We start from the raw sequence: 13,959 nt of genomic DNA, 5'->3' as shown, positions 1-13,959 counted from the left end.
TACAATGACCTTTGCGGTCATTGTACCATATCTGTTCTCTCTTGTCATTACCCAAAAGACCGGTCAGTGGAAAAAACGGTAAACGCTTTCCGCCGCTCTGGCGTTCATTCCAGGCGCCTTTTTCAGTTCCTCTGCATCCGCTTCTTTTATGGCTTCAATGGACTTAAAGTGCTTCATGAGTGCCTTTCTCCTCGTATCCCCGATCCCCTCGATATCGTCCAGAATGGATTTCACCTGGCCCTTGCTTCTTAAACTCCTGTGATATTCAATTGCAAAGCGGTGTGCCTCATCCTGAATTCTGGTAATCAAACGGAATCCTTCCGAATGCCTGTCAATAGGAATCTCTACGTTTTGATAGTAAAGCCCTCTCGTTCTGTGACTGTCATCCTTTACCATACCGCAAACGGGAATATTCAGCTTCAGTTCTTCCAGCACTTCCAGGGCGATGTTAACCTGTCCCCTTCCTCCATCCATCATAATCAGATCCGGAAATCTGGTAAAACTGCCGCACTCTTCTTCCACACCTTTCTCCCTCAGAACCTTTGCTTCTTCCATCCCATGGTTAAACCGGCGCAGCAGAACCTCCCGCATGGAGGCATAATCATTCGGCCCTTTTACCCATTTAATTCTGAACTTGCGGTAATCATTTCTCTTCGGCCGCCCATTTTCATAGACAACCATGGAACCGACGGAATCAAACCCGCTGATATTGGAAATGTCAAAGGCTTCCATACGGACGATTCCGGAAAGCCCCAGAAGTTCTTCGATCTGCTTAACGGCTCCCGTCGTCCTCATTTCCTCTCTCTTAATCCGTTCCCGATCCTGCATGAGTACAAGAGAAGCATTTCTCTCTGCCAGCTCTACAAGCCGCTCCTTATCTCCCTTTTTGGGGACCACCAGCCTGACCTTCTGCCCTCTTTTGGCTGACAGCCACTGGCCGATTACCTCTTCTTCATTCAGTTCCGCCTGTGTCCACAGCTCTCTTGGAATGAACGGCGTACCGGAATAAAACTGTTTTACAAAGCTGGTCAGTATCTGAGATTTGTCCTCTTCCAGCTCCGCTCTCAGGTGAAAGTGCTCCCTCCCGATCAGCTTTCCTTCCCGGACAAAAAATACCTGTACCACCACATCTTCCATATCACGTGACATGGCAATGATGTCCCTGTCTTCCATTCCGCTGCTGGTGATTTTCTGCTTCTGCGCCACCTTTCTTACACTCTCTAAAAGGTCTCTGTACTCGATTGCCTTTTCAAAATCCATGGCATCCGAAAACGACGTCATCTTTTCCTCCAGGCTTTTCAGGACGGCGTCGTATTTTCCGTTCAGAAATTCCAGCGCTTCGCCGACATTTTTTCCGTACTCTTCCTTGCTGATGTATCCCTGGCACGGAGCGCTGCACTGATGGATATGGTAATTCAGACATGGTCTTTCCTTTCCAGTATCCCTTGGAAGCACGCGGCTGCATGTGCGCAGTTTGTACAGCTTATGAATCAGATCGATCGTATCCTTCACCGCTCCAGCGCTCGTATAAGGGCCGAAATATCTGTTTTTATCCTTTTTCATTTCCCTGGAAAACAACACCCTGGGAAATTCCTCCTGATGGTTACCTTAATGTATGGATATGCCTTATCGTCCTTCAGCATGGTATTGTATCTCGGCCTGTGCTCTTTGATCAGATTGCATTCCAAAACAAGAGCCTCCAGCTCCGAATCCGTCACAATATATTCAAACCGTGCAATATGAGAAACCATCCGTTCAATTTTCGTCGTCTTGTTCCTGCTGCTTTGAAAATACTGCCGTACCCGGTTCTTCAGGTTGATCGCTTTCCCTACATAGATAATCTCATCCTTTGCATTATGCATCAGATAAACGCCTGGCTGCGTCGGAAGTTTCTTCAGTTCTTCTTCAATATTAAACACGTTGTCACCTCCGGAGCCTGCTGCCGTCGTACCGAATCTGAGTTTCCAGATATCCCTGTATTGTTTCAAGAGATGTCCGTTCCCCATCCTTTCCTGCAGTTACTTCCAGAACTTCACAGATCATATCCAGCTGATCCTGTGAAGCATGTCCTCCGCGCTCCTTCAGAATACAAAGCTTTTCTTCATATGTCCCGGCGTCCAGAAAATCCATCAGAAACGACGGATCTCCCTCCAGAGACTCTGCATTTGTCCCGCAGTCTTTCTCCTGCTCTTCTTCTGCTCTCGTACTCTGTTCCATATTCACTTTTTCAAATCTGTATTTCTGCGAAGCTGCAGGATATTTCTTCCTGTCCACCTCGCCTGCAAACATGGAAAGCGGCCTCGCATAAATTCTGAAATCTCCGTAAAGCGCCTGATAAATCACAAGCTGCTCGCCTGTTTCCGTATGTTCCGCCACAGCCATGACCTGGTATAGCTTATTCTTAAAGTGCCGATAAAATTCCCCCGGCTTCGGTATTCTTTCCAACTTATTCTCACATCCTTTTATTCTGTCGACTTCACTCCATTCCCCCAAATGTACGAGTGTTCTCTGTAATCTTAAGCTCTTTCCACCCTTTTCCCATGCGTCAGTCCATGTGCATCTGAGGAATAATCACGTTTACCGTCTCTGTTTCCTCCGATTCGGAAGGCCCGGCCGGAGCAACGTATTCCGGAAGTTCGGGAAGTCCCGTAAGTTCCGGAGCAGGCCCTGTTAATTCCGTCCCGCCTCCGGTCAGTCCTTCCTCTTCCCGTTCTTCTTCCGAAAGCGCAGCCCTGGATTCTGCAATCCGCCTGCTTTCTTCCTCTGCCTCTTCCGGCGTCTTTAATCCTTCCCAGGAATACTTGCTGGAAGCGCTCCATAAAATCCATTCATCATATCCTGCATCATACACAGCCTGAATCTGTTCTCTCACTTCCTTCGGGCCATATGGAATGTAGTGTTCCAGATAAGAAGCAGTGAAGTCCTGAAGCCATGGACGGACAGACGCCTGGCGGACTCCGTTCATCCTGTATTTTCTGAGCTCGGAAGACGATCCCTTCAAAGCAGCCTTAATCGTACCGTATGGATCCATATCCGGGTGGTCAATACCGAAATATCCGTCGCTGTAATGGGACGGGTAGATCATCGGACAGATGTAATCCAGGTTTCCGGCCATATCTCCGTAAATCTGTCCCACTGCTTCCGCGTCCTGGCGGCTGGAGATAATCCCGCCGAATACGTCGGCTGCTACAAATACATTCCTTTCCGAAAGCTTTTCATATGCATATGCAGCAAACTCCGTAATCACATCCGTCTTGCTTCTTCCTTTTGTATCCTCTTCATGAAAGACCACGTCGCCTACGCCTCTTTCCGTGCAGAACCGGATATAGTCAAACTGTACTTCATCAAAACCTGTTTCAGCCGCTTTTAAACCGACTTCTACAAGATAATCCCATACCTCTTTCTTATATGGATTGATCCATGCCAAACCATTCCTGTCTCTGAATATGGCGCCGTCCGGAAGCTTCATGCACCAGTCCGGCTTCTTCTCCGCCAGATATGGGTCGCGAAAGGCTACAATGCGGGCAATTGTATAGATTCCGTGTTCTTTCAGGCGGCGGATAAGCCCGGGCATATCCTTTACAGCTACCTGACAGGCGTCAATCTCATCGACGACAGGCGAATTGACCTGGCAGGTGATCCGGCCTCCGTCATCCTTAAAATCGATCACGACCGCATTGATCTCGGTCTCATCAATTCTTTTGATGATGTCATCCATTCTCGCTTCTGATCCTGCGACATTGGCAGTCAGATAAATCCCCTTTACCTTAACGGGAATTTTTTCCCTGGCAGCTTCTGTTGCAGGAGCATTTTCGCTTTCCGGATGAGCCTCCGTTTCTCCCATGCTTCCTTCTTCGTCCTTTTCTTTAATTACGATTGGGGCCGGTGTCGTGATGTCATTCATCGGTTCATGCCTGCTGCATCCTGCAAGAGCCAGGAGACAGACACCCGCCAATAGCCATTTTTTCATCGTCTTACCCTTTCCGAGTCATGCGTTTTTATCTGGTCAGAATTTCATATCCATCCTCTGTCACCAGAATCGTATACTCCCACTGTGCGGAGAGACTTCCGTCGTCCGTGTAAATCGTCCAGCCATCCTTTTCATCCACAAACCAGTCCATTCGTCCCGCATTAATCATCGGTTCTATGGTGAAAATCATCCCTGGAAACATCATCATTCCCGTATTCCGCTTTCCTACATGGCACACGTATGGCTTTTCATGGAAATCCACACCTACGCCATGGCCACAGATATCCTCTACAACTGAAAATCCATTGGAACGGGCATGTGCGTAGATCACGGCTCCGATGTCGCCCAGACAGCTTTCCGGCTTCACTTCGGATAGGCTTAAATCCAGACACTCCTTTGCCACACGCACAAGCCGGTCTGCCTCTTCCGGCACGCGGCCAATGCAGTACATCCTAGAAGCGTCCGCATAATATCCGTCCACGATCGTCGTCACATCCACATTGATAATATCTCCGTCTTTCAAAATCTGTTCCTTTGACGGAATCCCATGGCAGATTACATCGTTTACCGACGTACATACGCTTTTGGGGTATCCTTCAAAGCCAAGAGGAGCGGGAATTCCTCCCCTCTTTGCTGTGGCCTCATGTACAAGACGGTTGATATCTTCTGTGGATACGCCCGCTTTCATGATTTTGTCCACCTCGTCCAGTATCTCCGTATTGACCTTTCCTGCCCTGCGTATTCCTTCGATCTGCTCCGGCGTCTTGATCATTTTTCTGGAAGGCACAATCTTCCTTCTTTTTCTGTAATACTGTAATTTTTCATCCAGTTCCAATTTTTTATACCATCCTATTCCAGTTTCATCACTTTTTCGCAGCTGTTTCTTACAGTTACGTGAATCGTTCCTGTATTTCTTCATTTCGCTTTTTCTTTATTTATACGATTACATTCCTTCGTTTCATACCGCGGATCACCATTTTCGTCTCTTGATCCACACGAAATGACTCTGTAATCTTCTGAAGCGCCTTGTTGTATGTCCAGTCATCCAGGCTGTTCTTCCTGAGATACGCCATAGTCTGATCCGGCACTTTTATGAAAAAGAAGGAGACCGCCCACGCAACTGCCATTCTTACATAATACGCCTCATGAGTGATTCTGTCAAAATATCGGAACGCCTGTTCTGCGTATTCCTCATCGGCAAAGTAATCCAGAAGCATTACTACACCAAAGCGGATTTTATATTCTTCCCCGCTTTCCAAGTACGGTTTCAGAAAATCCCATACTTCTTTTTTATATTTCCTTGTAAATTTCAGACTTCCGCAGAAACAGTCACAGACAGCCCAGTTCCTGATTTTAGGTATAAACCACCTGATATGAGAAAACCGTTCGTCCACATCCATCGCTGCCGTCCCGATTACCAGTCCCTTCAGCATGATCTCTTCATAGTAATCTTCATGCCCCTGAAGAAGGTACTGCCTCCAGTCCCCTCTTGCCAGCTCCTTCGCCTTTTTTTTCAGTAAAGGCATACGTACACCGATGACCGGACTCTCATTGCCTGGAATCAGTCCGCTGTGGAAGTTTTTGAAATTCTCATCTGCCAGCTTTAACAGCTCTTCTCTCACCGTCACTCCACAATCCTCCCATTTTCGACAATTTTCATATAATCTCTTCCCACTTTTCGTCCAGTATATCACATTTTTCATAATTTTCAAAATTTCTGTATTTTTTTTTGGATTTCCCGGAAATTTATGATAGAATACTCTATTATGGGTTTATAGTTTTATTTTTTAAACAGAAGATTATTACATGGAGGCTTATTATGCGAATTGGATTCGATAATGAAAAATACCTGAAGACTCAGTCCGAGCATATCATGGAGCGGATTGGCCAGTTCGGGGATAAACTGTACCTGGAATTCGGCGGAAAACTGTTCGATGATTACCATGCATCCAGAGTGCTTCCGGGGTTCGCTCCCGACAGCAAACTGCGCATGCTTCTGCAGCTGGCCGACCAGGCAGAGATTATCATCGCCATCAATGCGGCCGATATCGAAAAAAATAAGGTGCGCTATGATCTGGGAATCACATACGATGTGGACGTGCTCCGCCTGATTCAGGTTTACCGCGAAAAAGGGCTTTATGTCGGAAGCGTCGTCATCACTCAGTATGCGAACCAGCCGGCTGCTGATATCTTTAAGTCAAAGTTGGAGAAGATGGGAATCCGTGTTTACCGCCATCACATCATCGACGGTTATCCGAATAACATCTCTCTGATTGTCAGCGACGATGGATATGGAAAAAATGATTATATAGAAACAACAAAGCCTCTTGTAATCATCACGGCTCCTGGACCTGGGAGCGGAAAGATGGCCACATGTCTTTCCCAGCTGTATCACGAAAACAAGCGTGGAATCAAGGCTGGTTATGCGAAATTTGAGACCTTCCCGATCTGGAATATTCCATTAAAGCATCCGGTTAATCTGGCGTACGAGGCTGCCACTGCCGATTTGAACGACGTAAATATGATCGACCCCTTCCACCTGGAAGCGTACGGGGTAACAACTGTGAATTACAACAGAGACGTGGAAATCTTCCCCGTACTGAACGCTATTTTCGAGGGCATTTACGGAGAAAGTCCTTACAAGTCGCCTACTGACATGGGTGTTAACATGGCCGGAAACTGCATCATTGACGACGAAGCATGCCGGGAAGCTTCCTGCCAGGAAATCATCCGCCGCTATTATCAGGCATTAAACCGCATGGCACGCGAACTCGGAAGCAAAGACGAGGTATATAAGATCGAGCTCATCATGAAGCAGGCAAAAATTGCTGTAGATATGAGAAATGTTGTCGCAGCGGCGATCAATCGTTCCGAAAGCATTTCCGCTCCTGCTGCCGCTATGGAACTTCCGGACGGAACCATTATCACCGGAAAGACTTCCAACCTTCTGGGCGCCTCTGCCGCTCTTGTGCTGAACGCCGTTAAAAAGCTGGGCAATATTGACCACGACGTTCACCTGATCGCACCTTCTGCCATCGAGCCGATTCAGAAATTAAAGGTGGACTACCTTGGAAGCAAAAATCCACGCCTCCATACAGATGAAGTTCTGATTGCTCTTTCCATGTGTGCAGCGACCGATAAAAATGCACAGATCGCCCTGGACCAGCTTCCAAAGCTGAGAGGCTGCCAGGTTCATACATCTGTCATGCTCTCTGACGTGGATATTAAAGTCTTCAAAAAGCTGGGCGTCGATCTGACATCCGAGCCGATCTTTGAGCACAGGCATATGCTCTATTAAAAACTGCCGAGCACAGAAAAAGCCCCCAATACCAGATTCCGTCTCGAGGCAGCTGCCGAGTCACATAATCGGTATTGGGGGCAATTGCTTTTTCCGGCAGCAGATCATTCAGAAAGAAGGGTATAAGAATGGCTGACACCCACGATACCATGAAAAAGGCTGTCGAGTTGACCGTGCTGATCCTGCTGGCGCTGATTTTTCTGGCCATATCTCTGTCCGCTATCCTTGGAAATGCAGGTTATCTAATTGCGGCGGCAGCTCTTTTGATCATATTCATCATAATTTTCAGAATCAAGCAAAAAAGAAATATACTGACCGCTCTTATTTTAGTTATTCTGGCTGCAGATGTTTCTATACCATGCCTGCTTGTCATCGGTTCCGGAACAAGAGCTTTGACTTCTCGTGAAGAAAAGGCTGTTTTAAATTATCTGGAACACAAATATGGCGGTCACGGATTCCGCCTGATATCTGCCCAGGCGCAAAACGAGCAGCTCACAGGCCTGGAAAACATGTTTCGGTATATGGCATTCGACTGGAGTGAAATAGAGGTATCTGCAGCAGATGAAGGCGGACATGTATTTGCTGTTCAAGGTTACAAGAAGCCATTTTTTGGCAACATAGCCGTGCTTTACGATGATTATGGCGTTCTGAGTGCCGCCTATAATCACACCGGACTTTTTCATGACCGCGTCACGGACATTCGCACAACGCTCTGGGGCATTTGCCGACCGGAAAACGGTGGACGCCAAACCAGCTATAATGACAATGATTATTCAGTCAATCTGTTTATGGAGATCGATTACTCCGGCCAGTCTGTAGAAGAATTCGATGTAAACACGGAACATTTAAATATGGAAATCCTCAAACAGGCGGTTCTGGATCAAGGCGGCTGCAAAAACACTTACGTTTATGGCGATTATATGACAGACAACGGAGAAATCATGTATTTTCGCGACTATTTCCTCTACCCGGAAACGACTGATTAAAAATAGTACCGCGCAGGAAAAGCGCGGTACTATTCGCTATGCCTTGACTTTATGGTCAAGGCGGTTCCCGTATGTTTTTATGGAGCTCGGTTCGAGCGGAATAAAAAATACGCTGCAAAAGCAGAATCAGGCAGAAAGTGCTGGGGAAAAATAGCCATGCCTCAGATATCAGACCTTGTGACTTTGTCACTGCCTTGGAATGGTATCTGTGGTATGGCTGAATTTGTTTTTTCTTCCTCCTCTGCCCTGCTCTTCTTAGCTCTGCTCTCCTATCCTACGTTTCTTCTGTCTGGTGGTCTTCTTCCCGGATCATATCCAGGTATTTATACATCAAATATTTAGAAATATTTAAAAATTCCTGTACTTTCTCCCCTGACTTAGCGATCAGAAAGGCGCCTTTGCTGTCCAGGTATTTAATGAACTCAAACTTATCTTCCTTGCTCATATCTTCTGGAACTTTTCCGATTACTTCCTGGCCGCGCTGCAGATAATACTCCAGAAGCTGGCCGACATCATTCACCAGCACTTCTGATTCTCCGCCTTCTTCTTCATAATGGTTGATTTCCTTCAGATAATTTTCCAGCCTGACCGATTCCGTAATATCCGTGTTGACACAGAGGCTTGCCGCCACCTGTCCCTCTCCATTACGAAAATACATGGTTGAGGATCTGAGAATCCTGCCGTTTTTAAGCTTTGTCACATAGTTGAACCTGTCACCGTTTTCCGTCGTTCCCTTCAGCATTTCCAGGCCCAGATTGCTTCCGCAGCCACCGATGGTTCTGCCGGTTATATCACCGTTTCGTATGTCAATAATGGTACTTTCCACACCTTTTGTTAAATCATGAACCACAATCTCACTCTGCTTTCCCAAATGCTGTTCCAGCATATCAACAATCCGTTCCAGATAAGGCATATTTTTTTTAATATCATAATCCATCATTGACAGTACTCCCTGTTCATTTTCTAAATATCAAACCGTATGATACTGGGGTCAAATTATATTTCCCCCAGCATCATCCTACATATTTTATCATACCCGGAAATAAATGGCAATGGCTGCCAATCCCTTCAGGTTATCCGCAGACGGCTATACACTCGATTTCAAACAGGATATCCTTTGGCAGACGAGCCACTTCTACACAGGACCTGGCCGGGCATTCTCCGTTAAAATATTCGGCATAAATCCCGTTCACTACAGCAAAGTCATCCATGTTTTTAATAAAGACCGTTGTCTTCAAAACCTTCTCAAAAGAAGACCCCGCCTCTGCTAAAACGGCGCCCAGATTTTCCAGCGCCTGCCTGGCCTGGCCTTCAATTCCTCCGTCTGCAACGGCCCCCGTCCTGGGATCAAGTGGCATCGTACCGGACGTGTATACAAGCCCGTTGTATACGACTGCCTGGGAGTACGGTCCCACTGCCTTAGGTGCACCTGCTGCATTGATTATCTTCTTTTCCATAAATAGTTCCTCCTGTTTCATATATTATAATTTTTGTATCTTATTACTTTACTATTCTGTCAGAATTCCTGCTTCCACGTATTTTTTCACCCAAAGAGGTTCTTCTGAAGACAGCCCCTCTCTGACGCATGCGCGCATCAGTTCTACGATCATGACGTTGATTTCTATGCCATACCCGTCTATGGCCGGCGTCAGGGAACCGTCCGTGGTGACCAGCCCATTTCTGGAAGCCGCCTTCATCAGCTCTTTCTGCATTTCGCCGTCGTGCATGACCCGCATATTTTCAAGCAGATACGCCAGAGCCGCCGCCAGCGCATAGCAGCCCCAGTCCGCCGTCTTTGCAATGATAATATGGTCTGCTGCTGTAGCAGAAGCTGCGCCTTCGCGGCAGTCGCAGTAACATCCGCCTGCTCCTGCGCCAGGTACATGTTCTTTTATATACGGTCCGATCGCACCCATTCCCAATTCATTGCCGCAGTCACCGATCGAGCATGTGGGGATCCCACGTTCCTTTGCCAGGAAAAACAGCTCGTCCATTTTTGCCTCGATCTCCGTCACATCCCACCCGACGGCCATATGGTAAACTCCTTTTTCATTGGCAGAGGCGACTTCCATGGTAATCACAGCCCCGGGATTCGTCTCTTTCAGAATCTGTTCTGCCTGTGCCCGGGCCTCTCTTGCATCTCTCGATATGGAATATCCGGTTACCGAAAAATCCCTCTCCCTGAGCAGTCCAACAGATTCCACATAATGCATTCCAACAGCATAAGCGCAGTGCTTCACGGCCTCTTCCGACTCCCGCGGGGTGATTATGACAGGCTTCGCCCCCAGACCTTTTGACAATGCCCTGGCCATCACCAGGGCTCCTGTAAAACCGTCCATCTCTGCCCGTTTCTGATTCTTGAGTACGAATCCGCACATGATTAATACCGTATCGCCAGGCTTTACAGTATCCACCAGATATTGGGCGCAGCTCATCGCCAGCGGGCCCTTCTCGTAGTCTCTCGCTCCAGGATAAATCGCCCGGTTGATGCCGAGGCAGGACGGGTCCAGATTCATCAGCGCATCCAGATTTTCTCCCATGTTCATCCTGTAATATTCCTTTGCTTTCATCCGCCTACTCCTCCCCGCCTAATAAGCGCAGAATGGTCACTGCGAGAATCTTCGTTCCCTCCACGAGCTGCCGGATCGATACCCTTTCATTTGGAGAATGTCCTACGCTCGGGTCGCTGGGCCCGAAGATGGCGATCGGAATTCCAAGGCGGGCAAACTGTTCTGCATCGCTTCCCTGCATATAGCAGATCGGATCTGTCGTTTCCCCCGTCACCTCTTCGACCGCATTCAGCATGGTTTTAATCAGCGGGCTGTCCGGCTCTGTATAGATTCCGTCGCTGTCCAGCGTCGAATCATTTCCGAAGGTCCATTCAAAAGCAGGCCCCCTTTCGCACAGCTTCTTCAGCAGCTCGTCAAATCTTCCTATTACATAATCCAGCGGCATCTCCGGCACCAGTCGGCAGTCAATGGACAGCGTACAGTTTTCCGGAATAATGTTCGTCTGGATTCCTCCTTCGATCTTTGTAGGGGAAATCGTAACCGGCGGAAAATACGGTTTCTTAATCTTTTCTGCCTCCGGCCACAGTTCCTCCTTTATCAGCTGGATAAAATCAGATGCAATCACCGTAGCGTTGACGCCATTCCATGGCATGGCGCCATGGCAGGCTCTTCCCTTGATGTGAACTTTAATCTGGCATGGGAGGCGCTCTCCAAGAGCGATCTTATTGTCTGTCTGTTCCCCTATAATCAAAATATCAGGATTCAGATAACCAGCTTTCCTGAGCCAGTGGGTTCCCCTTACAGCATTAGCTTCCTCATCGGCAACAGGATTGATCTGCAGCGTTCCTTTCAGCTCAATTCCCGCTTTTTTAATGGCGCAGGCCGCCAGTACCTGAGTCAGCACGGCTCCCTTGTCATCACCGGCCCCTCTGCCGTAGATATATCCGTCTTCAATCGTTGCGGAAAAGGGATCATACTTCCATTCTTCCAGGTTCCCTGCCCGTACTGTATCGATGTGGGCATTCATTAAAAGTGTCGGCCCTTCTTCTCCTTTTATCGTGGCAATCACGCTCTGAACCTTGGAATTGTCCGTGTCCGGATAGAGAATAGACACCTCGCTGTCCGGAGCCGTAAAAACCTCTGCTTCAATCCCGTATTCTTCGAATTTCTTCTTGCATACCTGAGCGGCCTCTCTCGTATCTCCCGGCGGGTTATCGCTCCTCGCCCTGATCAGTGCCTGGGCAAATTCAATTACTTCTTTCTCATCAATGAAATCCAGTACTTTTTGCTCTCTATCTGTCATCTTCTCTGTTCTCCTCTCTTGTCCTAAACGTTCATTTTCCGGACTCTCTTGTCCAGTTCCTTTTATATTTAATTATACTCCACAACTTTCTTGTCATTATATACGTCCCTGTCGAACTCTCCCAGTTTATCGGATACGAGCATTCCTACCAGGACGTCGATATCATTGTTCATAATTGTCCGGAACATGCCGGTAAACCAGTCTATGCCGATCAGCAGCGCGATTCCTCCCACCGGAAGTCCCATGGAAGCGGCCAGAAAGGTAAATGTCACGACGGTTCCTCCCGGAACGCCGATGTTGCCGGTCGCCATGAGGCAGGAAAGGAATACAGCCATAAAGAACTGGTAAGCGGAAAGTGTTACGCCTGTGGACTGGCTCAGAAACAGGATCACAAGTACATAGCACATCGCAGCTCCGCATGCATTCATAGACATCGTAATCGGACCTGTAAAATCAGCAACTCTTCTGCTAACGCCGAACTTTGTCACTTCATCCTCGATCTTTACCGGAAGGCAGATCGCCGATGAAGTCGTAGTGAGCGCCAGCATGGAAAGCTTGTAAAATTTCTTAGGCATCTTTAATACGTTTACCTTGCAGAGCGCCGCTGTAAACGGGGCGAAAAGCAGGAACATAATCACGTCTCCTATAAACATGGCTCCCAGAAACTTAATAACAGGAATCAGAATTTTAAATCCGATGGCGCCGGCTACGTCTGCCAGAAGACAGAAGATGCCAATCGGAGCAAGCTTCATGACCATGGCAATAATATTGATAATGCTGGCATTTATGCCTTTGATTACGTCTACTATGACCTGATTTCCACTCTGCTTCGCATAGGCTCCCGCCCCCAGTCCGAACAGGATGGCAAAGACCATACATGGTACCATATCCCCATTAGCCATGGAAGTAATCACATTCGTCGGAATCAGATTTACAAGTGTATCCTGCAGAGAGGCTGCCTGAACGGTATCCGATATTTCAGAGGCCTCCACAACTGTAATTCCAGCTCCCGGCTGAATAATCAGACCCAGACCTACGCCTAAAAAAGCGGAAATAACGGTAAAAATAATGATCCATTTAAATGTATGTACGCTCATCTTTCCCACTTCTTTTGCCTCTGTTCCGCCTACGGCCGCAGCCATGGAGGACATAATCAAAAGGACGACCGACATTTGAATCAAACGCAGAAACATACTTCCGATAAATTTGAGGTTGGAAGACCACGGCCCTGCAAGCGCTCCGAACAGAACGCCGGCAATCGTGGCAATGATAATCTGTGTTGCCAGTGAAAGTTTTCCCTTTCGCATTTTTTCCATCTCGAGTAAATTCCCTCCTTACTCACAAGGATTACACCTCCGAATCAGAAGCATCGTCATACTTCCGCAATTTTGTGTAAACTGCCTATTGATTTTTTTCGGATTTGTGTAATAATTAAATTGGTTTATTGTGCAGAAGCGGCATGATACATAAATAAAATTGTGTTGCGGCGCGCCAATAGATCAGCCGTATAGAAAAGCAGCAGAACGTTGAAAACTGTGGTAGGTGGAAAACGTTTTGGTGCTTTTTTATAATTTTATCATAATTCATCCACACTCCATTGTCAATTATTTTTCGGAATATTTTTCCGAAAAACGGAATATTTTTCTGTTTTCACTCAAAATTGCTCCTCAAACCTGTTCTTACGGCGGGTTGGAGCCCTCCATTTATCAATCAGGCCAGTATACTTCGACTCATACAAAAATGGTGAAACGAATTTCTTCCGAAAAAATTTGGTTCAAAAATAACATACTTAACTAACTTTCGAAAAACACTTGACATAGTTAGTCTATGTAATAAAAAAAATACCCGTATTCTGCTCTTTGGCTGCTGCCTTGAAGCAAAATACGGGATAT

General features: G+C 47.1%; 11 protein-coding genes and 1 pseudogene. 2 read left to right on the top strand and 10 right to left on the bottom strand.

The genetic code is table 11. The features are described 5' to 3' along the window. Positions 1-63 precede the first annotated feature (63 nt). The 5 genes and pseudogenes from uvrC to DXA13_RS00515 form a co-directional block, all read right to left on the bottom strand. A pseudogene (uvrC, locus tag DXA13_RS00535) lies at positions 64-1,919 on the bottom strand (excinuclease ABC subunit UvrC). A gap of 4 nt (positions 1,920-1,923) precedes the next feature. Continuing rightward, on the bottom strand, positions 1,924-2,445 hold the full coding sequence (locus DXA13_RS00530) for a DUF1653 domain-containing protein (RefSeq protein ID WP_118241220.1): 522 nt from the start codon (positions 2,443-2,445) through the stop codon (positions 1,924-1,926). 100 nt (positions 2,446-2,545) lie between these two features. Further along, positions 2,546-3,970, bottom strand: a complete 1,425-nt coding sequence (locus DXA13_RS00525) for a putative glycoside hydrolase (RefSeq protein WP_118241219.1) — start codon at positions 3,968-3,970, stop codon at positions 2,546-2,548. A gap of 28 nt (positions 3,971-3,998) precedes the next feature. Next, complete coding sequence (locus DXA13_RS00520) at positions 3,999-4,889, bottom strand: methionyl aminopeptidase (RefSeq protein ID WP_118241218.1); 891 nt, start codon at positions 4,887-4,889, stop codon at positions 3,999-4,001. Positions 4,890-4,905: 16 nt separating this feature from the next. Continuing rightward, entirely contained in the window at positions 4,906-5,598 is a 693-nt protein-coding gene (locus DXA13_RS00515; protein ID WP_243008902.1) for a DNA alkylation repair protein, read from the bottom strand. Between the two features lie 191 nt (positions 5,599-5,789). On the opposite strand from DXA13_RS00515, the gene DXA13_RS00510 reads away from it, so the two are divergent. Both DXA13_RS00510 and DXA13_RS00505 read left to right on the top strand, forming a co-directional pair. Beyond that, positions 5,790-7,268 (top strand): DUF1846 domain-containing protein, encoded by a 1,479-nt coding sequence (locus DXA13_RS00510; protein ID WP_118241216.1) that lies wholly within the window; start codon positions 5,790-5,792, stop codon positions 7,266-7,268. A 128-nt stretch (positions 7,269-7,396) separates the two neighbouring features. Further along, complete coding sequence (locus DXA13_RS00505; protein WP_118241215.1) at positions 7,397-8,254, top strand: hypothetical protein; 858 nt, start codon at positions 7,397-7,399, stop codon at positions 8,252-8,254. Between the two features lie 274 nt (positions 8,255-8,528). Here DXA13_RS00505 and DXA13_RS00500 read toward each other — a convergent pair whose 3' ends face one another. The 5 genes from DXA13_RS00500 to DXA13_RS00480 form a co-directional block, all read right to left on the bottom strand. Continuing rightward, positions 8,529-9,194, bottom strand: coding sequence for a helix-turn-helix transcriptional regulator (locus DXA13_RS00500; RefSeq protein ID WP_243008901.1), 666 nt, complete (start codon positions 9,192-9,194; stop codon positions 8,529-8,531). A gap of 133 nt (positions 9,195-9,327) precedes the next feature. Further along, on the bottom strand, positions 9,328-9,711 hold the full coding sequence (locus tag DXA13_RS00495; protein ID WP_118241214.1) for a RidA family protein: 384 nt from the start codon (positions 9,709-9,711) through the stop codon (positions 9,328-9,330). Between the two features lie 51 nt (positions 9,712-9,762). Further along, a complete protein-coding gene (locus tag DXA13_RS00490) occupies positions 9,763-10,824 on the bottom strand; it encodes a glutamate cyclase domain-containing protein (protein ID WP_243008900.1) in 1,062 nt (353 codons plus the stop codon). Between the two features lie 4 nt (positions 10,825-10,828). After that, positions 10,829-12,067 carry a M20 family metallopeptidase gene (locus DXA13_RS00485; protein ID WP_118241213.1) on the bottom strand — a complete coding sequence of 413 codons (1,239 nt, stop codon included), beginning with the start codon at positions 12,065-12,067 and terminating at the stop codon, positions 10,829-10,831. A 68-nt stretch (positions 12,068-12,135) separates the two neighbouring features. Then, positions 12,136-13,383 (bottom strand): dicarboxylate/amino acid:cation symporter, encoded by a 1,248-nt coding sequence (locus DXA13_RS00480; protein ID WP_118241212.1) that lies wholly within the window; start codon positions 13,381-13,383, stop codon positions 12,136-12,138. Positions 13,384-13,959: the final 576 nt, after the last annotated feature.

The organism is Clostridium sp. AM58-1XD, from assembly GCF_003464085.1.
Taxonomy (GTDB): domain Bacteria; phylum Bacillota; class Clostridia; order Lachnospirales; family Lachnospiraceae; genus Lachnoclostridium_A.
Note: the sequence above shows the minus strand (reverse complement) of the source record. Positions and strands in the feature narration are given on the sequence as shown.

What these genes read in the sequence shown, in the direction of transcription:
- DXA13_RS00525 (WP_118241219.1), bottom strand. Translation starts at nt 3,970, where the DNA reads ATGAAAAAATGGCTATTGGCGGGTGTCTGTCTCCTGGCTCTTGCAGGA.
- DXA13_RS00520 (WP_118241218.1), bottom strand. Translation starts at nt 4,889, where the DNA reads ATGAAGAAATACAGGAACGATTCACGTAACTGTAAGAAACAGCTGCGA.
- DXA13_RS00510 (WP_118241216.1), top strand. Translation starts at nt 5,790, where the DNA reads ATGCGAATTGGATTCGATAATGAAAAATACCTGAAGACTCAGTCCGAG.
- DXA13_RS00505 (WP_118241215.1), top strand. Translation starts at nt 7,397, where the DNA reads ATGGCTGACACCCACGATACCATGAAAAAGGCTGTCGAGTTGACCGTG.
- DXA13_RS00500 (WP_243008901.1), bottom strand. Translation starts at nt 9,194, where the DNA reads ATGATGGATTATGATATTAAAAAAAATATGCCTTATCTGGAACGGATT.
- DXA13_RS00495 (WP_118241214.1), bottom strand. Translation starts at nt 9,711, where the DNA reads ATGGAAAAGAAGATAATCAATGCAGCAGGTGCACCTAAGGCAGTGGGA.
- DXA13_RS00490 (WP_243008900.1), bottom strand. Translation starts at nt 10,824, where the DNA reads ATGAAAGCAAAGGAATATTACAGGATGAACATGGGAGAAAATCTGGAT.
- DXA13_RS00485 (WP_118241213.1), bottom strand. Translation starts at nt 12,067, where the DNA reads ATGACAGATAGAGAGCAAAAAGTACTGGATTTCATTGATGAGAAAGAA.
- DXA13_RS00480 (WP_118241212.1), bottom strand. Translation starts at nt 13,383, where the DNA reads ATGGAAAAAATGCGAAAGGGAAAACTTTCACTGGCAACACAGATTATC.